This window comes from Kitasatospora sp. McL0602 (assembly GCF_052076145.1).
GTDB lineage: Bacteria > Actinomycetota > Actinomycetes > Streptomycetales > Streptomycetaceae > Kitasatospora.
Map to the genome: position 1 here is coordinate 59,570 of NZ_CP197246.1, position 22,369 is coordinate 81,938.

The window sequence follows — 22,369 nt, forward strand, 5'->3', positions numbered from 1 at the left end:
CGGGTGGCTAGACCAGGTGCCACTTCTGGCTGTCCGCGCCCGAGCACGACCAGACGCCCAGCGCCTGCTGGTTCTGGTTGGCGGTGAGGCAGCCGCCGTCGCGGGCGCTCTTGATCTGGTACCAGCCGTTGCCGGCGTCCTGGAACTGCCAGAGCTGGTTGTTGCCGCCGTTCGCACCGACCAGCCAGGTGGTCCAGTTGGTGAAGTTGTAGTCCATGAGCAGGCCGCCCCGGTACTGGGTCTCGATCTGCCAGTTGCCGTTGCCCTTGTCCCAGAACACCCACTGCTCGGCCTCGCCCCAGTTGGGCGGCTGGGCCTTGATCGTGGTGCCGGGGCTGACGCGGCCGCCGTCCAGGTCGGCGACCATGCCGTTGGCCGCCTGCAGGTACGAGACACCGCCGTGGACCGGGCCGTGTCCGGGCCGGGTCGGCAGCCCGGCCGAGCCGATCGTGAAGGTGACGGCGGCGTTGGTGCCCCCACCGCCCGAGATCGACACGGCGAACCCGGGATTCGATCCGTTCGCGTCGTAACTGTTGCTGCCGGCATACGGGTTGTCCCAGTGGATGGACAGCACGGCGTCGTTCAGGACGCCGTCCGCGCAACTCTCCGCGTGGTACCGGGCGTGGCCTTCGGTGCCGGTCATGAAGCCGTTGGACTCCGTGCGCAACGAGGTCGTGCCGCCCCGGTCGACCTGCAGCGACGGCTGGCCGGCGGAGGTCCACTGCCCGTGATCGACGCTGACCGAGTCGAGACGCAAGGTGCACGCGGTCGAGTTGGTCAGGGTCAGGTCGACGGAGCGCGCCGGCTGCTCGGCGTAGCTCGGAGCAGTGGCCAGCGCGGCGGCGGACACGGTGAGCGCACCGGTCAGCAGCACCCGGGCGGTCCGCCGGAGAGCGGTCTGGTACTTCTTCATGGCGGGAAGCCTTTCGTGGTGGTGGCTTTCGTGGTGGCGGTCAGCAGCTTCCGGGGGTGCCCCAGACCTGCCAGCTGACAGTCGCGTTGTCTCCACTGCCGCCACTCGTCCGCACGTCGAGGCAGCCCTTGTCCGTGCCGTTGGTGTCGTACGAGTTGGACCCGTAGTAGGGGTTGTCCCAATGGACCTCCACCACCCGGCGGTTCAGGTTCTGCGCTGCGCAGTTCTGGGTCACGAAGACGGCGTGGCCCTCGGTCCCGGTCATGAACCCGTTGGAGTCCGACTCCCACTGGGCCCGCCCGCCGTCCCCGACCAGCGCGGCGTTGTCCTGCGCGCTCCTGTCCCAGATTCCGTGGTCCAACCAGGAGTCGTAGAGCCGTAGTTCGCAGCCGGTCCGGTTCTCCAGGTTGACGACGGCGCTCCTGGCCGACTGTGCCGCCTGCGCCGTACCGGCCGGCACCGCGACGGTGGCCGCCGCGACCACCGCGCCCACCGCCGCACGCAGGCCGATCCGCCGGATCCTTGCTGTTCCGAGACTGTTCACAGAGCACTCCGATGTCGCGCCGGGGCTTGATGCCCCCGTCGGGAACGACTCTGCTGCAGACCCGTAAACGTGCAGTGCACGCTGGATCTATCCGGCTGGTTTCCCTGTCCGCCGGTTCGTGCGCGGCCCGGGTGCGGGCCCGGGGGTACCAGGAAACGCGTGTGCAGCGGGAGGCCGGTGGGGCCTCCCGCTGCACACGCGCGTTCTGGGGCTTACTCGATGACGAGCTCGACCGGGATGTTGCCCCGGGTCGCCTTGGAGTACGGGCAGACCTGGTGGGCCTGCTCGACCAGGGCGCGGGCGGTGGCGGGCTCCAGGGAGTCCGGCAGCTCGACGCGCAGGATCACGGAGAGGCCGAAGCTGGTCTCGTCCTTGGCCAGGCTCACCTCGGCGGTCACGGCGACCTCCGAGGTGTCCACCTTCGCCTGACGGCCGACCAGGCCGAGGGCGCTGGCGAAGCAGGCCGCGTAGCCGCCCGCGAAGAGCTGCTCGGGGTTGGTGCCCTGACCGTTGCCGCCCAGGGCCGGGGGCATCGCCAGCTGCAGGTCCAGCTGGCCGTCGTTGCTCACGGTGCGGCCCTGGCGGCCGTTGGTGGCGGTGGCTACGGCGGTGTACAGCGCGCTCATGAGATCCGTCCTTGCTGTCCGGTGAAGTTCTCGACGTCCACCATGACAGCACACAATTCAATTGTGCACAACTAAATGATGCCTGAGTTACCCTGGGCTCATGAGCGAGGACCTGCCGAGCACTGAGCCGACCATCGGGCCGAGCGCCGAGCCGAGCGCGGAGTGGCTTCGCCTGGACAACCAGATCTGCTTCGCGCTGCACGCCGCCTCGCGCGCCTTCAACGCCCTCTACCGGGACGCACTGCAGGAGATGGGGCTGACCTACCCCCAGTACCTGGTGATGCTGGTGCTCTGGGAGGACGGCGAACTCCCGGTGAAGCGGATCGGCGAACGCCTCCGGCTGGACTCCGGAACGCTCTCCCCGCTGCTCAAGCGCCTGGAGGCGGCCGGGCTGGTCCGCCGCGAGCGCAGCGCCGCCGACGAGCGCTCGGTGACCGTCCAGCTCACCCCGGAGGGCGTCGCCCTGCGGGCCCAGGCCCTCCGGCTCCCCGGGCGGGTCAGCGCCGCCACCGGCCTGGACCTCGCCGAGATCGCCGAGCTGCGCCAGCGCCTGGAGCAGCTCACCCGGGCCGTGGACGACTCCGCCCTGGGTGGTTCCGTCCTGGAGGGGCCGGGCGCCGTCTGCGGCTGACCGGTTGCGCCACCGGCTGCCGAGCGACAGGGGCGGTTCGGTCAGGCCGTGAGTGCCGGGTAGTCGGTGCAGCCGCGGTGGTCGCCGCCGTAGAAGGTCGAGCTTTCCCGGGCGTTGAACAGGCCGCCGAGGGCTAGGCGGGCCGGGAGGTCGGGGCCGGCCAGGAACAGTGCGCCGAAGGTGAGCATGTCCGCCGTCCCGTCCTCGACCAGCTTCAGTGCGTCGGGGCCGGCAGCCTCGGGGTGGGTGAACGGGAGGAGCTCGGCTTGCCACGTACGCAGGAATCGCAGATGGCATCGCTCCGAGCGGACGACGCGGGGGTTGTTCGCTCTCCAGGTGAACCGAGTGCCGCAGCTTCGCGCAGCCACGTGCCGGGCCGGGCCGGGCGACCGGGACCTGGTCAGGTGCGCTCCGGCCAGCTCGTGACCCGACGCAGCGTGGCGGGGTCAAGGCGAGCTCCCCCTCCGTGGCTCGCTCGAGCGGCTCGCCGCCTGCAGCGCTCGGATGGATTCGAGCAGGCGAGACATCCCCAGGTCGACCTGCATGGCTTCAGCCAGACTCGTGAGCTGACGGGGCGGCAGGCCGCCCAAGTTCGACAAGGTCGACTACCGCGAACACCATGCTGTCGAGTACGGGATCAACCGTCTCAAGAGGCACCGGGCCGTCGCGACTCGATACGACAAACTCGCCGTCCGTTACGAGGCCACGCTCGTCGTCGCCACCATCAACGAGTGGCTGTGACCAGCGCTTCTGAAACAGACCCTGGTGAGAAGTTCGTGGAGTTCGGCGGCGGGCAGGTGGCTGACCGCGTCGTTGAGGTTGTGGACCAGCACGGTGACCACCTCGGGATCGGCGACCGTGATCAGGGCGAGTGCCCAAGTGGCGCGGGACAGTGTCGGTGTGCTGTTCGTACTGTCGACTCCACCACGAGAGGTCGACTGTAGTCGGCGTGTGGTCCCAGCGGCTGGGAGTCGGCAGTTACGGCTCCGCCGGTGACGAAGGCCAGCATGGTCCGAAGATCGCACTGATCGCCTGGGCGGTGTTGGCCCACAGCAATGTGGTCCGCTGCGCGCCCCGGCCGACCTTGACGGCCTGCTGAAGGTCCTGAAAGCGGGGGTCGCGGCGGATCAGGCGCCGCCAGGCCGCCTGCTTCTGTGTGCGCGAGAACTGCGGGTCGACGTGGATGCCGGTCAGGCGGAAGGCGAACTCTTCTGCCTTGGGTGGCGAGGATCTGCGCGCAAGTCCCCGGACGCGCTTGCGGTTTCCCACTTGGTTGCGCGAGCTTCGAAGGCCGCAGTTGTTCGTCTCTGCGGAGCCCTGGGTTGAGGAACACCGGTGCGGGCGGGGAGGGGTTCAGCGGCGGTGGGTGGCTGTCGCGATGTGGACGAACGAGGGGATGAGAGGGTTCGTGTCGCCCTCGTTCCACGCCACCACCACGCGGCTGGGCGCCATGTCGGTCAGTGGTACTGCGGTCAGTCCCTCGGGCATGTCGTGGCCGAGGGGGGTGATGCCGACCGTGCCGTTCCAGAGCACGGCCTGCCGGCATTCCTGGACGGCCCTCACCACAGGCCCCTCGCGAGTCTCCCCGCCGGTCCAGTACGACCCCCACAGCGGGTCGGTGCCGTCCGGGAAGTGGAACCAGCGCCGGTCGGCCAGATCGGCCAGATCCAGGCGCGTCCGGGAGGCGAGGGGGTCGTCGGTGCGCAGCACCGCGCCGACCGGGTCGGTGCGCAGCTGGTGGACGGTCAGGCCGGTTTCGTCGAAGGGGGCGCGGGTGAGGGCGATGTCGACCTGGCCGGTGCGCAGTCCGCAGGTGGGGTCGGTGAGGTCGGTCTCGCGGATGTGGACCTCGATGTCCGGGTGTCGTCTGTGGTAGGTGTTGGCCAGGCGGAGGGCGCCGAGGTCGGTGCCGTCGCCGAGGAGGCCCACGGTGACGGCGGTGGGGCCGGCTTGGGCGGCGATGCGTGCGCGGATCCGGTCGGTGTGGTCGAGCAGGGTGCGGGCTTCGTTGAGCAGTACGGTTCCGGCGGGGGTGAGGGTGACGCCCTGGGCCGAGCGGTGGAGCAGGGTGGCGCCGAGGTCGGTCTCCAGCTGCTTGATCGCCCGGCTGAGCGGGGGCTGGCTCATGTGCAGTCGGGCGGCGGCCCGGCCGAAGTGGAGTTCTTCGGCGACCGCGACGAAATAGCGCAATGTTCGCAGCTCCATGCTGCAACGATACCCGCACGGTATCGGGCGCGAGCGAATCGGTCTTGGACGGCTGGGGTGCCGCGGCGGTGGAATCGACGCATGAACGACGCAACTCTTCCCGACCCCGCCGTCCACGTGGCCGGCGTTCAGGAGATCGCCGCCGACCTGCTGGTGGTCCCGGACCGCGGGATCCCGCTGGTCCCCAACATCGGCATCATCGGCGGCACCGAGGCCGTCCTGGTCGTCGACACGGGCATGGGCACCGCCAACGCCGAGCAGGTTCTCGCCCTGGCGTCCGAGGCCGCCAAGGGGCGCCGCCTGTACCTGACCACCACCCACTTCCACCCCGAGCACGCCTTCGGCGCTCACGTCTTCGACGGCCACGCCACCTACCTCGCCAACCGCGCCCAGGCCGAGGACCTGACGGTGAGGGGGGCGGGCTACCTGGAGATGTTCCGCGGCTTCGGCGCACCGGTCGCCGACCGCCTCGACGGCAGCGTCCGCATCGCCACCCCCGATGTGGTCTACGACGGCGGGTACGACCTGGACCTCGGCGGCCGAACCGTACGGCTGCGGCCCACCGGCCAGGGCCACACCAAGGGCGACCAGGTGATCGAGGTACCCGACGCGGGCGTGCTGTTCACCGGCGACCTGGCCGAGAGCGGGCAGTTCGCGATCTTTCCCTGGTTCCCGCCGCACGACACCGACGTCTCCGGCACCGGCTGGCTGACGGTGATGGAGCGGCTGGCAGCCGACGGGCACCGCGTGGTGGTCCCCGGCCACGGCGCCGTCGGCGGCCCGCAGATCCTCGCCGACGTCCGCGACTACCTGCGCGAGCTGCGCGAGGAGACCTGGCGGCGACGCGACTACGCGATGGCCGAGAGCGAGATCGTGGCCGAGGTCCGGGCCCTGCTGATCGAACGGCACCCCGAGTGGGCCGGACAGGAGTGGATCGACAAGGGCGTCGGCTGCCTGTGCGCCGAACACCCCACCCTCACGGACCAGCGCCCGACAAGCTGAGGCACGACGTGGGCACGGCCCGCCACGGGCCCGCCACATCCCCCGCACCGACGGGCGAACCGCCACCACAGGCAGCCGAGCGCACACCACGAAGAAGTAATGATCACGGGCGAAGACCGGCGGAGCACCGGACTTCCGCCCTACACCGGCCAGTTCCAAAACCGCAGAACGCAGTGGCCGGCGAACTCGGGGCGCCACCGGGACCAGGCACGGCCGACGACTGCATCCTGACGACCGGCGCCGCCCGGCACGACAGCCCGCCGTCCTGGCGTGACCGCAGCCACGCGGCCATCACTGCCCGCTCACGCTCGGAATTGACGACCGCCGGCTCGCCAGCCACCTCGGCGGTCAGCACGACGAACCACTTACGGCCCTCGCGCTTGACGCTGACCGTCTTCACCCGGCCGACCACCGCCCGATGCTGGTGCACCTTGACGTGTCCGACACCTTGCAGGCGGACGCGGGTCACCGGGTCGTGCGCGGTGGCGTCCCACCGGCAGCCGTCGCCGTCCTTCGGGAACTCCACCGTGTCGAACCAGCTCACCCCACGAAAACGCGGATAACCGGGCGTCTCACCGGACTTGACGCGGCAGAAGAACGCCACGAACGCCTTGTCCAGACGGCGCAGCGTCGCCTGCTGCGAAGAGAACGACCAACGTCCCTGACGCTCCGGGTCGAACGCCCGGATCTCCTTCAGCTGCGCGGACTGCATCCCGTACCTGACGCTCGTCCTCGACACGTGCCGGTAGGCATCACGGCGTTCCTGCAACGCGCCGTTGTACAGCGAGCAGTGATCGCGGAGCATCTCGCCCAAAGCCTGCGCCTGACCCACCGTGGGCCGCATGAGGAACTTGTACGCACGGATCATCAGGCCCACCCCCTTCCAGGTCAGTTCGCATGCACATACTACACTTGGTGCATGTCACCACGCTGGGAACCAGACCCCGATATCCGACGCGGAAACCACGTCATCCACGACCTTCACGCTCACTTGGTGTTCGTCACCAAGTACCGGCGCGGCATCTTCGATGACGACATGCTGACCCGCTGCGAGGCGATCATGCGGGACGTGTGCGAGAGCTTCGGTGCGGAGCTGCGCGAGTTCAACGGCGAAGGCGATCACGTGCACCTGCTGGTGCACTACCCGCCGAAGGTGTCCATCTCCAAGCTGGTCAACAGCCTCAAGGGCGTCAGCTCCCGGTACCTGCGCGCCGAGTACACCGGCCGCATCAACCGGATCGGTATGGGTTCCGTCTTCTGGGCACCTTCGTACTTCGCGGGGTCCTGCGGTGGTGCACCGATGAGCATCGTCAAGGAGTACATCGAGAACCAGAAGCGGCCCGTCTGACCGTCACCCCGGAGCCGCAGAGAACTCCGCCGCTTCGCGGCTCCAGGCCAAGGATCGCATTCCCGCCCGGCCTAAAGACCGGGATTCCCTGCGAAGACCAGGGGATGGAAGAACTCCCCCGAACCCGATGCCACGCACCCCGACCCGGACGAAAACACCCAGAATGCGCGTCTGCGACACCTCGGGAACATCCCCGAAGAAGCTCTCCACCCCGCGCCGCTCCACGAGCACGGAGACCGTACCGAGCCAGCCCCCGTCCGGCACGGTCCGCGTGACTGACCCGGATGTGCTGCCTCGCCCTCAGCGGCTCCGGCGGGGACGGCCGGGTGGATCGGGCTGGAGCGGCGGGTCAGGACGCGAAGGCGATGACCGTCTTGCCGCGTGCTCCGCCACGTTCGACCTGGAGCAGGGCGTCGGCGGCGCGGTCCAGCGTAAAGACGTGCTGGACGAGCGGGCGGAGTTCGCCGGTGGTCACCAGCTGGGCGATGCGGGTGAGCTGGGCGCCGTCGGGGCGCATGAAGAAGGCACCGGCCTGGACGTTCCAGGCGGCCTTCTTGGCGTCGACGTCGGCGATCGGGACGATCGACACCAGGGTGCCGCCGGGCTTGAGTACACCGAAGGAGCGGTCCTGGGTCTCGCCGCCGACGGTGTCGAGGACGACGTCGAGGCCGGAGAGCAGCTCGTCGAACTTCTCGGTCCGGTAGTCGATCACTTCGTCGGCCCCGAGCTCGCGGACCAGGTCGACGCTGCCGGTGCTCGCCGTGGCGATGACGTGGGCGCCGAGGTGCTTGGCGATCTGGACGGCGACGCTGCCGACCCCGCCGGCGCCCCCGTGGATCAGGACCCGGGTGCCGGCGCCGACCTTGGCCTGCTCGGTCAGGGCTTGCCAGGCGGTGAGCGCGACGAGGGGCAGCGAGGCGGCCTCCTCGAAGGAGATCTGCTGCGGCTTGGCGGTGACCAGTGCCTGGTCCACGGCGACGAACTGGGCGAACGCCCCGCCCACGCGGGGGTCGACCCGGGTGAAGACCTCGTCGCCCACCGCGAAGCCGGTGACGTCGGCGCCGATGGCGGCGACCACGCCGGCCACTTCGCTGCCGAGCACCAGGGGACGGGCGAGTTCCCCGGCCCGCATGAAGCCCTTGACGATCAGGTGGTCGATCGGGTTGACACCGGCCGCGCGGGCCTCGATCAGGACGTCGCGGGGCCCGACGGCGGGGGTGGGGACCTCGGTGACCGTGACGACGTCGCCGACCTGGCCGTACGTGGTGATGACTGCTGCCTTCATGACGGGTTCCTTGCGTTCGCGTGTTCGTGGGGGGTGGATCGAGTGAGGTGGATCGAGTGGGTCGGGTTCTAAGCGGCGGCGACCGATTCGAGGGCCTGGAGCAGCACCTCGGGGCTCTGCGCGCCCTGGAGGGCCACCTTGCCGTCGAAGACGAAGGTCGGGACGGAGGAGATGCCGAGCGCGGCGGCCTCGGCGAGTTCGGTCCGGACCTCGTCGGTGCCGTCCGGGGAGGCGAGGAAGGCGAGCGCCTCGTCGCGGTCGAGTCCGGCCGCGGCGGCCACACCGGCCAGTGCTTCGTGGTCGGCGAGGTGGCCGCCGTGGGTGAAGTAGTGCGCCAGCAGGCCCTCCTTCACCTCGGTCTGGCGTTGGTGGCGGCGGGCGAACCAGAGCAGCCGGTGGGCGGCGAAGGTGTTGGTCGCGATCGCGTCGTCCATGCGGAAGGTGATGCCCTCGGCGGCGGCCGCCTCGGTCAGCGGGCCGAAGATGGTGCCGGCCGGGCGGCCGAACTTCCGCTCGTAGACGTGCGCGGACGGCTCACCGGCCTCGGGGGCGGCCGGGTTGAGCTGGAAGGGCCGGTAGACGACCTCGACGTCGGCCGCACCGGGGAAGGCCGCCAGGGCCTTCTCGAAGCGGCGCTTGCCGATGTAGCACCACGGGCACACGACATCGGAGTAGATCTCGACCTTCACGGCTTCTCCCGGCTGATCCCTCACGGAGGGGCATGGATGATTCCTCGACAGTCACGACGGACACTCCCGTTCTGGACTGAACGTTCCAAAACATAACTGTTATGGAACGTACGGTCAAATACATGCTTCTGTGCCGTCCGCTTCGGTACGGTGGACGCCATGGGAAGACCGCGCACGTTCGACGAAGAAGCGATCCTGGACCGTGCCGTGCTCCTGTTCTGGCGCAAGGGCTACGAGGCCACCACCATGAACGACCTGGTGGAGGAGCTGGGACTCGGCCGCGGCTCGATCTACGCCGCCTACGGCGACAAACACCGCCTCTTCGTACTCGCGCTCGGCCGCTACCTCCGCCACCAGAGCGAACTGCTCGACACCGCACTCGGCGACACCGGCCCGGTCCTCCCCCACCTGCGCAACGTCATCGACCGGCTCCTCGCAGCGGACGCCGCCTGCACCGGCGCCGGCTGCTTCAGCGTCAACAGCATCGCCGAGCTCCTGCCCAACGACACCGAAGTCGCCGAACTGGCCCGCCATAGCCTCCAGTTCGCCGAGGACGCGTTCACCACCCAACTCGAACGCGCCGCCCAAGGCGGCGACCTCTCCCCCGCCATCAGCCCACGCAACGCCGCCCACCTACTCGTCACCACCGTCCAAGGCCTGCAGATCACACGCAAAGCCGACCCCGACCCCACCCGCGCCAGCACCTGCCTCGACTCCCTCTTCACCCTCCTCACCACCACACCCGCACCCACCACCACAACCCCCGAACCAGCCCACGCAACCCCATGACGGGGCACACCCCACACCCCGCGCACACACACGGAACCGCCACTGACCCCAGAACGACGGCCGGCACGAGCGCGGGCACGAGCGCCAGCTCGCGGCCGACGAAACTGGTGACGTTCCGGCCCGCGCCGACACGGAGAGACCTGGTCCGAGCCAGCCCGACCACCGGCGCCACCCCCGCACCGCCACCCCGCCCGACCTGCCCGCCACACCCGGTCTTCAGGACGAGCGCTCAGAACACGCCGCTTCCCGCCAGCGATTCAAAGGCGCCGACCAGGACACTCACCAGGTCGCCGCCGGAGTCCCGCCACCACAGAACAACAGCGCCGACGAGATCGTCGCTGCAGTCCCCACCGGCCAGGTGGTTACCGGTCAGCTCCGCGACCGCCTCGCGCAAGCCCTCGTCCACGTCGCCGTCAGCGCCGCTGAAGCAACCACTGATGGTTACCTCCTCTCAGCTGGGCTGTGCCTGGACTCTGCAGATGCCCGATGGACAGGGTTGCCGGCCGAAGCCAACGGGCTACCCGATCAATCGGGACCCGCCACCTGACCCAAGACCGCCACACCGGTCCACCCACACCCCCGACCCGACCGCGCAGCCCAGCCGGCCGAAGCGCCGCGCGGCGAATCCACGGCCGGGAGAACCGTCACCCTCGGCCGGCTGCGGAGTCCAGGCACAACCCCTGCGGGCCTGACACGCAGGGTTGCAGCCGCGCAGGCTAGGTTGTCCGGATGAGTCTCCTCGATGATGTGGCCGAGCACGACGCCTGGCGGTGCTGGGTATGCGACGAACCGGTCGACCCCGACAAATCGGTGAACGACCCACGAGGGCCCAGCGTCGACAGCCGGACCGCCGACCGAAAGGCCAAGGTCCCCGAACGGCTCGCACACCGCGCCTGCAACACCCGCAAAGGCGCCGTCAAAGCCGTCATCGCCTGGCCCGACCGCCTCTATGTCGTCGAACCCGCGCCCCTGATCACCGTAGCCGGGAGACTGGAACGCAAGGGGGGTCGCGAGATCGTGGGCCGCTGTCCGACCAGGAAAGACGCCCAAGAGGCGGCGGACTGGCTGGTGGACCGGTTCTCCCGACTGGTACCCGGGTTGCCCGTGACCGCCGACATCGAGACGGGCGGCGGCCAGTTCCTCCTCATCCTGGCCACCAACCGCCGCTGACCGGCCACACCCACACCAGCCACACACCCGCTCGTCCACGGTGAGGACAGACCAGCACCAACAGAGCCCGGCCACCGCAACGCTCCGACGGACGGTCAGCGGGACCCTCAACAGAAGCACGAAGCGGAAGCGGCGGAAAACGCCACCGCTTCCAGGGCGCGTCCCGGGCAGGTGGCAAGCCCGTCCAGGACACGACACAGCCACAGCCACAGCGGCGTACCGGTCTTCGTGGTCGGCCCCGCCGACACCTGGGCCAGCTGAACGACCCGCCCGGGAATCGCGGCGGATCGCCGCGTACAGATCGACCTTAGACCTCGGCAGCACCCGGGCCCCCTCGTCGTGCAGAGCACAACCAGGGATCGGATCCGGGGGCAGAGGTGGCGGTGTCCCAAGAGGAGGGACACCGACTCGACGCACTGCCGCAGTGCGGACACACTGCGCTCGACGATCGGGAGCGCTGCGCCGCCGCGCAGCGCTCCCGGTCGGCCAATGCGTTATCGAGGATCAGCGAGTCGACCCGCAAGTCCAGCCGCTGCCCTGGAGGTCAGGCCGGGACGATGGTGTCGCCGCAGCCTCCGGCCGGCCCTGCCCAGTCCTGGCCGCCGTACCAGTGCAGCGTGCCCCAGGCAACGCAGCCGGACAGATCCAGCTCCGCGCCCGCGCGCCACGCGTCCGGATTCGCCCAGCCGTGCGGGACACCGGAGCCGTCGCTGTACTGGAACCACTCGTCCTGGCCCTGGTAGGCGTAGACCACGCCCGTCCAGAACGCGTTGCCGTTGTTGTAGTACGGCGAGCCGACCGCCAACCGGAGCTGCCGGTACGGGAACCTCTGCTGGAACGAGCTGTCCCACTGCCAGTGCGCGTACACGTCGCCGTTGCACGAGTTGTACATCTGCTCGACCTGCCCCGCGTAGCCGTCGGGAGTGCCGTAGTTGCCGGGCTGGCCGATGTAGATCCAGCCGCACCCGGCGGCCAGTTGAGGCGCGGTGTGGCTCCACTTCCCGGCGGTGGACTGGAGGCCGGGCGTGGGTACGGCGTTCCCCACCTTCAACTGCGGCTGGGGGTGGGTGGTGGCGAGCGCACTTCCCCCGGTGGTGAGGGTGGCGCCGGCGGCGAGGGCGAGTGTTGCTGTGGTCATGGCGATGGCGCGTCGGATCTTGGACACGTTGTCTCCCTGACTGAAGGGGTGGGCTGTTGCCTCCCACTGGAGCTTTGTCGTCCCGGATGGTGTCCCACCAGGTCCGTGGACGTTGTCGGACGGACCTGGACGGCAACCAGAACGCCTGACTGCTTGCCGCGGCTCAGAGCGCGATCGGTCGGTACTTCAGGGCCTCGTCGACAATCTGCTCCGCGGTGGCGGCCCGCAGCCCGGCCGGAGGGCAGAAGACCAGGTCACTGACCCGGGGATGCGAGACGTTGGCTTCGAGGAGTTGTAGGTAGTAGTCGCTCTCCGGGGAGTCTTCCAGGAGTCTGCGGACGATCTCGACGAGCTCGTCCCGGGTGATGCCCGGGACCCGGGGCCGATTCGGCCGGGCGGCCTCCATTGCGAACTCCTCCAGGTCTCGGCCGGCGTCGTACTCGACGAAATCGAGGGCCCCGTAGTCGTGACCGGTCATCACGTTGAAGGCTGCGATCGCCCTATCCGCGCTCTCGGAGCGGACGACCGCCAGGCCGGCGATCCGCTCGATCTCGCGAGACAACTCATCCAGCCGTTCCCGGCTCACAGGCGGGGGCAGCAGTTCCGGTCTCAGGTCCACAACTCGGACTATGTCCGCCTGCACCGACACGCCGGGCACGGCCTCGGGGTGCCGCCAGCCCTTCACCAACATGTCCGGGTCCCTGGACCAAGAACCGATGCCAGGACCACCGACATACGCTCTTCGTCCCACCGACCAAGCCAGTCGTGGGCATCGGGGCCGAGGAGAGCAGCGAAGGGTGCTCTGAGGTCTGCCGCGCCGTTACGCGCAGCCGCTTGGTGCTGGACGGCGGAGCGGTCGTTGTCCTGACCGTGCACGCTGTTGAGTGCCCGATCTGGAGCGCCCGCTGATTCAGGGTCAGCTCCACCCCATCCGGGACGGCTACGGCACGTCGGAGCGGATCTCAAGGATCGTCGTCATGGCCGAATGTCCACGACCGAGATCGACCCGATCGCCTTGGCGACATTGGAGCCGTCGGAGTCCAGATGCCTCCACGCCGATCCAGGAGACGTCGTTGAGCTCGACGTCGAGGCCGCGAGCGCGGTGCCCGCCGTCCTTGAAGTAATGCTCGCGCATGCCCCTGGCGAGGATCACCTCCTGCCGGGCAGCGGGAACTGCGTCTTCGCTGTCCAGGACGTCACCATGCCGATCCTTCCCGGCGCATCCGGCGCGGTACCGCCCAGGGTGAAGGCCAGCACCGCCCCGTCGACCGCCATCGCGTGCGGGGCCGGCCGGGTGGATCCCGTAGGGTCGGCCAATGGCGAAGTACTTCGACGTGCACCCACGTACCCCCCAGGCCCGCACCATCCACACTGTGACCGACAGCCTCCGCTCCGGAGCCCTCATCGCATACCCGACCGACTCCTGTTTCGCTCTGGGCTGCCGCATGGGCAACCGCGAGGGCCTCGAACGGATCCGGTCGATCCGACGTCTCGACGACCACCACCACTTCACCCTCACGTGCGAGAACTTCGCCCAGCTAGGGCAGTTCGTCCACATCGACAACGCAGTCTTCCGCGCCGTCAAGGCCGCGACGCCGGGCAGCTACACCTTCATCCTCCCCGCCACCAAGGAAGTCCCGCGCCGTCTGATGCACCCGAAGAAGAAGACGGTGGGGGTCAGGATCCCCGACCACGTCGTCGCCCAGGCCCTGCTCGCCGAACTCGGCGAACCCCTCGTCTCCAGCACCCTCCTCCTCCCCGGCGAAGACGAGCCAATGACCCAGGGGTGGGAGATCAAGGAGCGGCTCGACCACGTGCTGGACGCCGTAGTCGATTCCGGCGACTGCGGTACGGACCCGACGACCGTCGTCGACTTCTCCAGCGGCGCGGCGGAGATCGTCCGACTCGGCGCCGGCGACCCCGCCCGCTTCGAGTGACGACAGGGACACGGCCCGACTGAACACCTGTCAGGGCCGGAGTCCCACCAAGGGCGGTGCACCCGGACCGGGCTCCTCCCCCCGGGCTGGATGCAGGACACGACGGGCGGGGCGCTGCGCGGAGACGTAATCCTCAGCGGGCAAGGGAAGGAACACCGCACGCCCGACCAGGAACAGCCGACGCCGGCCCGCTCTGGGGGGACCGTGTCGAAGCCGCCCCTGGCCACCCCTGCCGCCCGGCTGCGGCGCAAGAGCGCCGGGCTGCTCCTGGGGGGTGGGGCGAGCGCCCGGGGCGGCCGAGACCCACAGCGGCGGGAGCAGCCAATCAGCAGCACGATGACCGCCGCGGCACCGGCGGTGCCAGCCGGGCCCCGGGCCCGGTACGCCGGCCGCCGGTCAGCGGTGCTGGCCGGCGAGGAGTTCGTCGAGCGGGACCAGAACGCCTTCCTTGCCGTCAGCGGTGCGCCGCCACAGCTGGACACCGTCGGAAGGGCGTGACTGACGGGAGTCCTCCCAGCCGGTGAGGATCAGCTCGGCCAGGCACTGGGCAGTGCGGCGGTTGCGGCCCAGGGAAGCGCTGGCAAGCTCCTCCCGGGGGCGGCCGTCGCCATCGTCGGCATGCAGGTACCAGCGGCTGTACGGACTGTAACGGCCCTCGGCATCGGGCGGAGAAGCATGCTTCCACAGGTGCCAGGTCTCGCCCTCATGGACAGTGGCGGCGGTGTCGGCAGTGTGGGCGGTCCAGGTCAAACGGGACTTCCAGGGCACGGGACCATCCTTCGGAATCGGCGTCCCTGCTCCGATCACGACGGCAGGAACAACAACAAGGCTAATGAAAGGGAGAGGGTGGTCGTGTCAGGCGGCGGTCGTGTCAGGAAGGGCGGCGGGCCAGGCAGGACGGTCAACGGACATGGATCACGACGAGAAGCAGCCCGCGTCATCCGTCCTCGGGCCGACGGGGCAGGACGCCTGCCAAGCCCGGCACACCACCCGATCCACCAGGGACACGCCCGCCCGGCCGCCACCGCGGCGTTCCTGTCAGCGGGCGTCCCCCAGCTCCTTCAGCCGCGCAGGAGGGCGAGTTCGTTGTCGCTGCGCGTGGGCTCGCCGGCGGCGGGGACTGAGAGGCCGGTGCGCTTGAAACCGGCCTTGCCGTACATCGCCTCAGCCCGGACGTTGTCCTCGTGCACGAAGAGCCGCACCCGTTCGACCGGCGGCCCGGCCAGTGACCAGGACCACTCCAGGGCGGCATGGAAGAGCTCCCCCGCGAGCCCGGTGCCGCGCGCCTCGGGCCGGACGAAGACACCCACGATGTGCGTCTGCGGCACCTCCGGAACGTCCCCGAAGAAGGTCTCGACACCGCGCCGCTCCACGAGCACCGAGACCGTGCCGAGCCAACGCCCGTCCGCGGCCTCCGCGACGAACTGCCGGGCATCCTTGCCCTCAGCGGCTCCAGCGGCACGGTCCTGCCAGAAGCCGTCGGGCTGGGCGGCGGCCTGCTCGTAGGTCTCGTGGAATGCCAGATGAGCGACCGGATCCCGCAGCGCGTCCAGCCGCAGCTCTCTGATCCTGGTCCAGTCTTCGTGCCGTACGGCCCTGATGATGTGCGTCATCTGCTGATCTTCACATTAACCCCGGTACCGATGGCAACCGGATTCCCACCAGCCCCCGGCTCCGGTGTCAGCCCCCGAAGGAATTTCGGCCTCGGACGAGTGAGGCCACAGCCCCGGCAGCGGCCAGGACGCCACCGTGGGCACGGACCAAACCGCTCAGGCCCGGACAGCACACCCGGTGCCGGCCCGGCACCAGCTGGAACCTCACCCTCCACGCACAGACGAACCAGGCCGCCGGACGAAACTGACGGCAGGCCGGCTCGCGCAGTTCGCCGGACATGGCGTCGAGCCGACGCCGCGGGTGGCCGCCGCTTGTCAGCGACAGCTGGGCGGCAGGCGCCGGTCCGCCGGTCGGGCCCAGGTGGTTGGAGGCCCGCCGGAGCGGTTCCTGGGCCGGTCCGGGTGCTGTGGGGGATGCCCGGGGGCGGCCCCGGGCACCACGGTGGGGTGTGTCAGGCGAGGGCGAGGCTGATCTGGTTGTCGAAAACGACCCAGCTCTGCCCGCGATCGGAACGGTCGCACGCCTTCGTGGAGATGTTGGGGGTGCCCCACGCGTTGGCGAGGCAGTAGGCGGGGGCGAAGGTGAGGGAGATCTGCTGCCCCGAGATGGTCCAGTACTGGCCCTGGTCAGCGGAGTTGCACGGCTTCACCGAGACGTCCTGGGCGTTCCAGGTGTTGGCGAGGCAGTAGCCTCGCGCGTTGGTGAGGGAGATCTGCTGGCCCGAGACGGTCCAGTACTGGCCGATGTCCTTGGAGTCGCACTGCTTCGTGGAGGTGTTCGGGCTGCCCCAGGCATTGGCGAGGCAGTACAGGCTGGGGGTGCGCGGGGCAGGGCGGGTGGTGTCAGCGGCGCCTGCCCCACCGGCCGGCAGGAAGGAGGCGGCCAGTGCCAGCGTGGCGATGGCGAGCGTCTTGCGGAATGCAACAGCCATGAGGGGGTTCCCGTTCTCGCTGCAGCCGTGCGATGCGCGCACGGCAGGAAGGTGCTTCCACAGATCGGTCCTGGAGCATGACCATTCCTAGCATCGATCGCTGACGAACAAGCGTTGCCGTGCAAGGCCTTCATCCGAACGGGAAGCCAAGCAGGCGCCCTGGGCAGCCCCGAGAGGCGCGCCGGCCGAGCGAGTACGTGGCGGCGCAGCGGCGATGGCGGGAGACGTCAAGGTGTAAGTCGGCGCCCGCCGGTCACGACCGTGCCCGTACGCCCCGGGCGGGGCGTACGGGCACGGTCGGCAGAGCAGGGTCAGCGGCGGAACGGGAAGGCGTAGGAGGAGATGTAGCCCGGGGCGGGGGTGCCGACGCCGGTGACGTCGTCGTAGCCCTGGACGGCGTGGAGGGAGGTGTCCTGGCCGAGGGTGCGGACGGAGGTCTTCAGGCCGTCGGCGGCGTCGGTGCTGTTGGCGAAGTCGACGCGGGCCACCGCGAGGTCACGGCCCGGCCCGAACGGGTGGTCGGTGACGTCGTGGTAGAGCGGGCTGTGGTAGCGGGCGTAGATCCCCGGGTTGGCGAAGCCGATCGGGAAGTGCTGGGCCTGCTGGGCCAGTGCCTGGACGCCCGCGATGACCGGGGCGGAGAGCGAGGTGCCGCCGATCCGGGCCTCGTCGTAGCTGACCGTGCCGTCGGGCCACGCCTGGGTCTGGCCCACCAGGAAGCCGGTGTTGGGGTCGCCGACGGCGGCGATGTCCGGCACGGCGCGCATCCGGGTCGAACCGCCCGCCTTGGCCAGCGAGTCCGGCACGATGCCGCGCTGGTAGAACGGCTGCTGGACGGTGGCGCTGGTGCCGCCGCCCGCGCCGCCGGTGAAGGTGCCCGGGAGGTTCACCCAGCTGGTGCCGTCGGCCGACAGCAGCGCCTTCTGGGTGCCCCATCCGGTCTCGAACTGGTACTTGTCGTTCTTGCCGACGGCCAGCGAGGTGCCGCCGACCGCCGTCACCCAGGCCGAGTTGACCGGGGAGCCGACCTGCTTCTTGCCGGAGTTGGCGGCCTCGTCGCCGTCGTCGCCGGAGGAGAAGTAGAAGCCGATGCCCTCGACGGCGCCCAGCTTGAAGGTCCGGTCGTAGGCGGCGGCGCTGTCCGGGGTCTCGTTGGCCTCGACGTCCGACCAGGAGTTGGAGACGATGTCGGCCAGCCGCTTGTCGACGACCTTGTTCAGGGCGTCGAGCAGGTCGGGGTCGTTGCAGGAGGCACCGGCGACGAAGACGATGTTCGCGTCCGGGGCCATCGCGTGCACGGCCTCGACGTCCAGCGACTCCTCGCCGTACCAGCCGGAGGCGCCGCAGTCCGTGGTGCTGTTCCAGGAGTCGGGCAGCACCTCCTTGTACTGGCCCTTGCGGTAGGCCTGGTCGCCGTTGCGCTTCGCGTACTGTGCCGCGTCGGCCGCCATGGTCGGCGAGGCGTACGCGTCGGTGATCGCCACTGTCACGCCCTTGCCGGTGTACCTGCCCGCGCCGTAGGCGGCCCGGAGCTGCTCGCCGGTGTAGCCGCGCACGGCGTACGGGATCTTGGTGCCGTACGCGTCCGGCAGCGTGGTGGCGGTGTTCTGGCCGTAGTAGGTCGAGAACGGGCCCGAGTTGCGGAAGCCGTCGCCGGGGCCGGGCAGGGTGTCCTGGGGCTTGGCCCGGTGCGGGGCGTTGTCCAGGCCGGTCACCGTGAGCACCACGCCGGCCAGGGCGGCGGGGGCGGAGGCGGCCTGCGCGGGGGCGCGGTACGTCCGGCCGTCCTTGCGGAAGTCGTGCAGCGAGGTGCCGAAGGCCGTGCGCACGGCGGCGACGTCGCCGGAGACGGATATGTAGTGCTGGTTGGTGTCGGTCACGGTCAGGCCCGCCGACTTCAGCCACTTGGTGACCGCGTCGATCTGCGCCTGGGTGGCGCCGAAGCGCTGCTGGGCCTGCTCGGGCGTCAGGTACCGTCCGTACTGCGAGGACTGCGGGTCCGCCACGGCCTGCGCGTAGGCCGTGAGGCCCGCCGCGTCCTGCCCGGCGAGGTAGACCCGGGCGCTGACCCGGGTGGCGTCCGCGGTGGCGCCCTGGTCCGCGGCAGTGCTGGTCCAGACGGGCTTGGTCCCCGCCAGCTCGGCCCGCCCGCTGGGCGCGGTCTGCGCCTGCGCGGCCGGAAGGCCGAAGGCGAGCGTGCCGACGAGCAGTGACATGGTTGCCACCGTCGTCAGGGCCGCACGTCGCCGGGCATGACTGTTCGCCATGAATCCCCCCTCGGGATGAACGCACGTAGATCCGTGCGATTGTCAGGAGCGGATCATAGCGGCGGGAGACCCGGGAAAACAGGGCTGGAAAGGTACTCTGATCCGGCATCAGGCACCGGCCGAGGTCGCCTCCGGCTCACGGCCCCGACGGTGTGGTGTGAGGCTTCGTCCATGACGACCGTCGCGGTCCCGCCAGGGGCCGCCGTCCCGCCACTGCTCGACGTACGGCAGCGCAAACATCGTGTTCGGCACGATCGTGCTCGGCATGCTGCAGGCTGGCTGCGCTGGACCAGACGATCGTCGCCGACCTCGGCGGCGCCGCCCATATGTCAGCGCCGACGGGCCGGAGTTCGAGGCGACGGTGCCGGACTACGTGGTCTACGACGCCTACACGGACGAACACGGGATCGTGCGGCTGCGGTCGAACTTCTCCCAGCACGCCGCAGCCGGAACACCTTGTGCGAAGCGATCGCGGCGACGTCCTCGCCGGCGGTGAAGTCGCCTTCGCCGAGCGGAGGCGGACCGCCTGGCGAGCGTCGTGGGGATCGCCGCCGATGACGCGGGCAAGGCGCTGCAGGCTGGTGGTGGCCTCCTCGAGGCGCCGCCCTTCCGGTTCGAACAGGCCGATGATCTCGAGCGAGTCGCTGGAGTAGATCCAGGCTCATCCTCAGTTGACCGGTCGGAAGTTCACAGGCCCCGACCAGGAGCAGCGGGAGAACGGGGTGAACGACACCAGCGCGGGTGAGGTGGCGGTGCGGCTGATCGACGGTGACACCTGTTTCCCGAGCTCATTGACCCTGGTCGAGGCGTTAGGCAGGGGCCTTCAGAGGGGTCCGGCTATGATCACCGGTGTGGACAACGGGGGAAGTCGGCGCAGGTGGGCCGCAGCAGACGTGGTGATCGCAGTGGTGTGCGGGCTGATCGCCGCAGGGTTGTTGCTGTTGGTGCTGTCATGGCTGGGCTGGACCGGTTCGTGGGGCTTGGGACTGTTGGCGGCCAAGGGGGTAGTGAAGGTTGCGATGCTGGTCTCGGCGGGTCTCGCCGCTGGGGTGGCATGGCTTCGGCAGCGTCGTCGTGGGACGGACGAGTCGTAAGCACCGCTTTCGTAAGCACCGCTTCCGGGGCGTCGTTTCGTTCGGAGAGGTCCGCGGTGAGGTCCAGCCGGCACAGTGGGCAGCTTCAGTGGTCAGCGGCCAACGATCATCCGATCTGGTCGACCGGTAACTCTCCTGATCACCCCCCTCCGCGACGATCGACAGCTCGCGCTCCAGCCACTCCCGGTCCCCGTACCCGCCGCCCAGCAGTCCGAGACCGCCCGCGCGGGACACAGCCGCGGCCAGTGCACCCCCGGCCGAACCGCCCATCGGTGCCAGCACGATCGGGTGCCGCACGCCCAACAGCTCCGTCAGCTCCGTCAGCTCCCTCGGCAACGCCATTGCCCCATCATGGCTCCGTGCCCTTGACGTGGGAGCGGGTACATCGTCATTCGGTTCGCGTAGGAGGTTGGGCGGGGCCTTCGGCGGGGCGCCGCTGAGCCGGTATCGGCCGAGGTCACGTCAGGAGGCCGGCCAGGGCGTTGCGGTAGTCCTCGGGCAGGTTGGATTCGTTGATCAGCGCTCTGATGAAGTCGGTGTCGCGGGTGGCTGCCAGCGCGTCGAGGACCAGCGCGGTCAGGGCGGCCAGACCGTCGGGCTGATCCGTGGCCGGTGCCCGTACGGCCGGTCCGCTCGGCCGGCCGGGGCTCTCGCGGAGTGGTAGGCGTGGGCGCAGTTCGGCGCCGGTGGGTCGGATCTCGTCCAGGGCGAGCTGCCAGGTGGGCGTGTCGGTGGGGCCGGCCCGGAGATGCGTGGCGGGTGCGGTGCGGGATGGCAGGTTGGTCAGGGCTGCGGTGAGGCGGGCGGTGGCCTCGGCCAGGGTCAGTCCGGCGACGACGGGGTCGGTGGTGTCGTCGTGCAGATTCAGGAGGTGGTCGCCGGGGGCCGTGCTGCCTGGCTCCTCCAGCTGGGCGGTGGGGAGGATTGCCTGCATGAGCTGGGTGGTGCCGTAGCGGGGCGTGCCGCCGATGGCGACGAGGGTGATGTCGCTGTCCCGGGCGTCGATGAGGGCGCCGTACGGGTCACCTGCGGTCCCGGCGATGGTGAGGAGGTCCGCGTAGTGGCCGGGCTGGAGCGAGCCGAGCTTCTGGTCCCAGTGCAGGATGGTGGCGGCGTCGCGGGTGGCCATGGCGACGAGTTCGTGGTCGGTGAAGACGGACCCGGCCACCGTGGAGGCGAGACGGGCGGCCTTGAGTTCGCCGAGCAGGCCCTTGCTGCCGGACACGGACCAGTCCGAGCCGAGGCCGACCAGCACTCCGGCCTGCTTGGCTGCGGCGATGTCGGCAGTCTGACCGTACAGAAGCAGGTTGGACAGCGGTGACCACACCATCGAGCCGCCGTGGTCGGCCAGGATCCGGAGGTCGTCGGCGGTCAGCGCGGTGCAGTGGATGCCGACCAGGTTGTCCGTGATGGCCCACTGGCCGGGCTGGAACTCCAGGGCCTGGAAGTGGGCGCGGGCGCGGGCATCCGTCCCCTCGGCCAGGTGGAGCAGCAGTCGGTGGGGTTGGTGGAGTCGGGCGAGGAATCTGGTGGCGTTGACGGCCTCGACATCGGCGATGCGGGAGGCGGCCTCCGGCAGGGACGAGTCGTCGGTCTGCTCGACGTTGCGGATCAAGCCGCGGTACATGCGGCGGGCTCCGGCATTGCTGAACAGGGCAATGCCCTGGCTGGTGGTGGTGCCGTTGACCAGGGCTTTGGCCTCGACGTACCGCACCACGGCCGGCATGAGCTGCGGGTCCTCGCCGAGTGCGGTCATCGGGCCGGTCACGAGACGGTGGTACTCGGCGGTGCCACCCCACTGGGACCGGTTGGTGTAGCGCTTCGGCACCTGCCACAACTGCAGGACGTCGTAGGGAAGATGGTTGTGCAGCTCGATCAGGCCCGGGTAGACGGTGCCGCCGGTGGCGACCGGGGTGACAGCCTCGAAGCCCGCCGGAGGTGGAGCCGCGGCCGGCTGGACCGCCGCGATGACACCACGGTCGATGTAGAGGACGCAGTCGTCCAGCACGGTGTCGTGCGGGTCCATCGTGACGATGCGGCCTCGCAGCGCGTACGGCGCCGGTGGGGTCGGTGGTGTCGGTGGTGTCGAGTCCGTTGTGGGAGGCATCAGCTGTCCCTTCGCCGTGCGACACGATGCCTTGCTTGAAGGCGTCCCGAGACCTCACTGGCGATGATGACGGGACTTC

Annotated in this window: 24 protein-coding genes and 3 pseudogenes; 8 read left to right on the forward strand and 19 right to left on the reverse strand. The window is 69.9% G+C overall.

Annotated elements, in window-relative coordinates; all coding sequences use genetic code 11:
• Positions 1–7 precede the first annotated feature (7 nt).
• The 3 genes from ACR68M_RS00340 to ACR68M_RS00350 form a co-directional block, all read right to left on the reverse strand.
• On the reverse strand, positions 8–913 hold the full coding sequence (locus ACR68M_RS00340) for an aegerolysin family protein (RefSeq protein WP_441248317.1): 906 nt from the start codon (positions 911–913) through the stop codon (positions 8–10).
• A 40-nt stretch (positions 914–953) separates the two neighbouring features.
• Positions 954–1,457, reverse strand: coding sequence for an aegerolysin family protein (locus tag ACR68M_RS00345; protein WP_441248318.1), 504 nt, complete (start codon positions 1,455–1,457; stop codon positions 954–956).
• 212 nt (positions 1,458–1,669) lie between these two features.
• On the reverse strand, positions 1,670–2,083 hold the full coding sequence (locus ACR68M_RS00350; RefSeq protein WP_441248207.1) for an organic hydroperoxide resistance protein: 414 nt from the start codon (positions 2,081–2,083) through the stop codon (positions 1,670–1,672).
• A 100-nt stretch (positions 2,084–2,183) separates the two neighbouring features.
• Here ACR68M_RS00350 and ACR68M_RS00355 point away from each other — a divergent pair, with 100 nt between their 5' ends.
• On the forward strand, positions 2,184–2,714 hold the full coding sequence (locus tag ACR68M_RS00355; protein WP_441248319.1) for a MarR family winged helix-turn-helix transcriptional regulator: 531 nt from the start codon (positions 2,184–2,186) through the stop codon (positions 2,712–2,714).
• 41 nt (positions 2,715–2,755) lie between these two features.
• On the opposite strand, the gene ACR68M_RS00360 is transcribed toward ACR68M_RS00355, so the two are convergent.
• Positions 2,756–3,082, reverse strand: coding sequence for a hypothetical protein (locus ACR68M_RS00360; RefSeq protein ID WP_441248320.1), 327 nt, complete (start codon positions 3,080–3,082; stop codon positions 2,756–2,758).
• Between the two features lie 202 nt (positions 3,083–3,284).
• Between ACR68M_RS00360 and ACR68M_RS00365 the strand changes: the two are divergent.
• Positions 3,285–3,455: pseudogene (locus ACR68M_RS00365) on the forward strand (IS5 family transposase); the annotation flags it as partial.
• Positions 3,456–3,692: 237 nt separating this feature from the next.
• Here the strand turns inward: ACR68M_RS00365 and ACR68M_RS00370 are convergent.
• Both ACR68M_RS00370 and ACR68M_RS00375 read right to left on the reverse strand, forming a co-directional pair.
• Positions 3,693–3,983 (reverse strand): hypothetical protein, encoded by a 291-nt coding sequence (locus tag ACR68M_RS00370; RefSeq protein WP_441248321.1) that lies wholly within the window; start codon positions 3,981–3,983, stop codon positions 3,693–3,695.
• An 84-nt stretch (positions 3,984–4,067) separates the two neighbouring features.
• On the reverse strand, positions 4,068–4,919 hold the full coding sequence (locus ACR68M_RS00375; protein ID WP_441248322.1) for a LysR substrate-binding domain-containing protein: 852 nt from the start codon (positions 4,917–4,919) through the stop codon (positions 4,068–4,070).
• Positions 4,920–5,000: 81 nt separating this feature from the next.
• Between ACR68M_RS00375 and ACR68M_RS00380 the strand changes: the two genes are divergently transcribed.
• Complete coding sequence (locus ACR68M_RS00380) at positions 5,001–5,921, forward strand: MBL fold metallo-hydrolase (protein WP_441248323.1); 921 nt, start codon at positions 5,001–5,003, stop codon at positions 5,919–5,921.
• Between the two features lie 334 nt (positions 5,922–6,255).
• On the opposite strand, the pseudogene ACR68M_RS00385 reads toward ACR68M_RS00380, so the two are convergent.
• Positions 6,256–6,789 (reverse strand): annotated as a pseudogene (locus ACR68M_RS00385) (helix-turn-helix domain-containing protein); the annotation flags it as partial.
• A gap of 51 nt (positions 6,790–6,840) precedes the next feature.
• On the opposite strand from ACR68M_RS00385, the gene tnpA reads away from it, so the two are divergent.
• A complete protein-coding gene (gene tnpA / locus ACR68M_RS00390) occupies positions 6,841–7,269 on the forward strand; it encodes an IS200/IS605 family transposase (RefSeq protein WP_441248324.1) in 429 nt (142 codons plus the stop codon).
• Positions 7,270–7,618: 349 nt separating this feature from the next.
• Here tnpA and ACR68M_RS00395 read toward each other — a convergent pair whose 3' ends face one another.
• Positions 7,619–8,554 carry an NADP-dependent oxidoreductase gene (locus ACR68M_RS00395; protein WP_441248325.1) on the reverse strand — a complete coding sequence of 312 codons (936 nt, stop codon included), beginning with the start codon at positions 8,552–8,554 and terminating at the stop codon, positions 7,619–7,621.
• A gap of 68 nt (positions 8,555–8,622) precedes the next feature.
• Positions 8,623–9,243 carry a DsbA family oxidoreductase gene (locus ACR68M_RS00400; protein WP_441248326.1) on the reverse strand — a complete coding sequence of 207 codons (621 nt, stop codon included), beginning with the start codon at positions 9,241–9,243 and terminating at the stop codon, positions 8,623–8,625.
• Positions 9,244–9,402: 159 nt separating this feature from the next.
• On the opposite strand from ACR68M_RS00400, the gene ACR68M_RS00405 reads away from it, so the two are divergent.
• Complete coding sequence (locus tag ACR68M_RS00405; RefSeq protein ID WP_441248327.1) at positions 9,403–10,032, forward strand: TetR/AcrR family transcriptional regulator; 630 nt, start codon at positions 9,403–9,405, stop codon at positions 10,030–10,032.
• 229 nt (positions 10,033–10,261) lie between these two features.
• On the opposite strand, the gene ACR68M_RS00410 is transcribed toward ACR68M_RS00405, so the two are convergent.
• Positions 10,262–10,438 carry a DUF3052 family protein gene (locus ACR68M_RS00410; protein ID WP_441248328.1) on the reverse strand — a complete coding sequence of 59 codons (177 nt, stop codon included), beginning with the start codon at positions 10,436–10,438 and terminating at the stop codon, positions 10,262–10,264.
• 323 nt (positions 10,439–10,761) lie between these two features.
• Between ACR68M_RS00410 and ACR68M_RS00415 the strand changes: the two genes are divergently transcribed.
• Positions 10,762–11,202: a hypothetical protein gene (locus ACR68M_RS00415; protein WP_441248329.1), complete on the forward strand. Its 441-nt coding sequence runs from the start codon at positions 10,762–10,764 to the stop codon at positions 11,200–11,202.
• 544 nt (positions 11,203–11,746) lie between these two features.
• Here ACR68M_RS00415 and ACR68M_RS00420 read toward each other — a convergent pair.
• The 3 genes from ACR68M_RS00420 to ACR68M_RS00430 form a co-directional block, all read right to left on the reverse strand.
• Positions 11,747–12,367, reverse strand: a complete 621-nt coding sequence (locus tag ACR68M_RS00420) for a hypothetical protein (protein WP_441248330.1) — start codon at positions 12,365–12,367, stop codon at positions 11,747–11,749.
• A 136-nt stretch (positions 12,368–12,503) separates the two neighbouring features.
• Entirely contained in the window at positions 12,504–13,025 is a 522-nt protein-coding gene (locus tag ACR68M_RS00425; RefSeq protein WP_441248331.1) for a hypothetical protein, read from the reverse strand.
• 255 nt (positions 13,026–13,280) lie between these two features.
• Positions 13,281–13,493, reverse strand: a complete 213-nt coding sequence (locus ACR68M_RS00430) for a hypothetical protein (RefSeq protein ID WP_441248332.1) — start codon at positions 13,491–13,493, stop codon at positions 13,281–13,283.
• Between the two features lie 163 nt (positions 13,494–13,656).
• Here ACR68M_RS00430 and ACR68M_RS00435 point away from each other — a divergent pair, with 163 nt between their 5' ends.
• A complete protein-coding gene (locus tag ACR68M_RS00435; RefSeq protein ID WP_441248333.1) occupies positions 13,657–14,277 on the forward strand; it encodes an L-threonylcarbamoyladenylate synthase in 621 nt (206 codons plus the stop codon).
• 396 nt (positions 14,278–14,673) lie between these two features.
• Here ACR68M_RS00435 and ACR68M_RS00440 read toward each other — a convergent pair whose 3' ends face one another.
• From ACR68M_RS00440 to ACR68M_RS00455, 4 genes are all read right to left on the reverse strand, one after another.
• The gene (locus ACR68M_RS00440) at positions 14,674–15,045 is read right to left on the reverse strand and encodes a hypothetical protein (RefSeq protein ID WP_441248334.1); all 372 of its coding nucleotides are present in this window, start codon (positions 15,043–15,045) and stop codon (positions 14,674–14,676) included.
• Positions 15,046–15,338: 293 nt separating this feature from the next.
• Positions 15,339–15,890 (reverse strand): GNAT family N-acetyltransferase, encoded by a 552-nt coding sequence (locus ACR68M_RS00445; RefSeq protein ID WP_441248335.1) that lies wholly within the window; start codon positions 15,888–15,890, stop codon positions 15,339–15,341.
• Between the two features lie 452 nt (positions 15,891–16,342).
• The gene (locus tag ACR68M_RS00450) at positions 16,343–16,822 is read right to left on the reverse strand and encodes a ricin-type beta-trefoil lectin domain protein (protein ID WP_441248336.1); all 480 of its coding nucleotides are present in this window, start codon (positions 16,820–16,822) and stop codon (positions 16,343–16,345) included.
• Positions 16,823–17,133: 311 nt separating this feature from the next.
• Positions 17,134–19,038, reverse strand: a complete 1,905-nt coding sequence (locus ACR68M_RS00455) for a S53 family peptidase (protein WP_441248337.1) — start codon at positions 19,036–19,038, stop codon at positions 17,134–17,136.
• Between the two features lie 773 nt (positions 19,039–19,811).
• On the opposite strand from ACR68M_RS00455, the gene ACR68M_RS00460 reads away from it, so the two are divergent.
• Complete coding sequence (locus tag ACR68M_RS00460) at positions 19,812–20,183, forward strand: hypothetical protein (RefSeq protein WP_441251815.1); 372 nt, start codon at positions 19,812–19,814, stop codon at positions 20,181–20,183.
• Between the two features lie 216 nt (positions 20,184–20,399).
• Here ACR68M_RS00460 and ACR68M_RS00465 read toward each other — a convergent pair.
• Positions 20,400–20,525: pseudogene (locus ACR68M_RS00465) on the reverse strand (hypothetical protein); the annotation flags it as partial.
• A gap of 115 nt (positions 20,526–20,640) precedes the next feature.
• Entirely contained in the window at positions 20,641–22,290 is a 1,650-nt protein-coding gene (locus tag ACR68M_RS00470) for an amidohydrolase family protein (RefSeq protein ID WP_441248338.1), read from the reverse strand.
• Between the last annotated feature and the right edge of the window lie 79 nt (positions 22,291–22,369).

What these genes read in the sequence shown, in the direction of transcription:
- tnpA (WP_441248324.1), top strand. Translation starts at nt 6,841, where the DNA reads ATGTCACCACGCTGGGAACCAGACCCCGATATCCGACGCGGAAACCAC.
- ACR68M_RS00380 (WP_441248323.1), top strand. Translation starts at nt 5,001, where the DNA reads ATGAACGACGCAACTCTTCCCGACCCCGCCGTCCACGTGGCCGGCGTT.
- ACR68M_RS00445 (WP_441248335.1), bottom strand. Translation starts at nt 15,890, where the DNA reads ATGACGCACATCATCAGGGCCGTACGGCACGAAGACTGGACCAGGATC.
- ACR68M_RS00355 (WP_441248319.1), top strand. Translation starts at nt 2,184, where the DNA reads ATGAGCGAGGACCTGCCGAGCACTGAGCCGACCATCGGGCCGAGCGCC.
- ACR68M_RS00395 (WP_441248325.1), bottom strand. Translation starts at nt 8,554, where the DNA reads ATGAAGGCAGCAGTCATCACCACGTACGGCCAGGTCGGCGACGTCGTC.
- ACR68M_RS00350 (WP_441248207.1), bottom strand. Translation starts at nt 2,083, where the DNA reads ATGAGCGCGCTGTACACCGCCGTAGCCACCGCCACCAACGGCCGCCAG.
- ACR68M_RS00470 (WP_441248338.1), bottom strand. Translation starts at nt 22,290, where the DNA reads ATGCCTCCCACAACGGACTCGACACCACCGACACCACCGACCCCACCG.
- ACR68M_RS00415 (WP_441248329.1), top strand. Translation starts at nt 10,762, where the DNA reads ATGAGTCTCCTCGATGATGTGGCCGAGCACGACGCCTGGCGGTGCTGG.
- ACR68M_RS00340 (WP_441248317.1), bottom strand. Translation starts at nt 913, where the DNA reads ATGAAGAAGTACCAGACCGCTCTCCGGCGGACCGCCCGGGTGCTGCTG.
- ACR68M_RS00405 (WP_441248327.1), top strand. Translation starts at nt 9,403, where the DNA reads ATGGGAAGACCGCGCACGTTCGACGAAGAAGCGATCCTGGACCGTGCC.
- ACR68M_RS00435 (WP_441248333.1), top strand. Translation starts at nt 13,657, where the DNA reads ATGGCGAAGTACTTCGACGTGCACCCACGTACCCCCCAGGCCCGCACC.
- ACR68M_RS00375 (WP_441248322.1), bottom strand. Translation starts at nt 4,919, where the DNA reads ATGGAGCTGCGAACATTGCGCTATTTCGTCGCGGTCGCCGAAGAACTC.
- ACR68M_RS00455 (WP_441248337.1), bottom strand. Translation starts at nt 19,038, where the DNA reads ATGTCACTGCTCGTCGGCACGCTCGCCTTCGGCCTTCCGGCCGCGCAG.
- ACR68M_RS00450 (WP_441248336.1), bottom strand. Translation starts at nt 16,822, where the DNA reads ATGGCTGTTGCATTCCGCAAGACGCTCGCCATCGCCACGCTGGCACTG.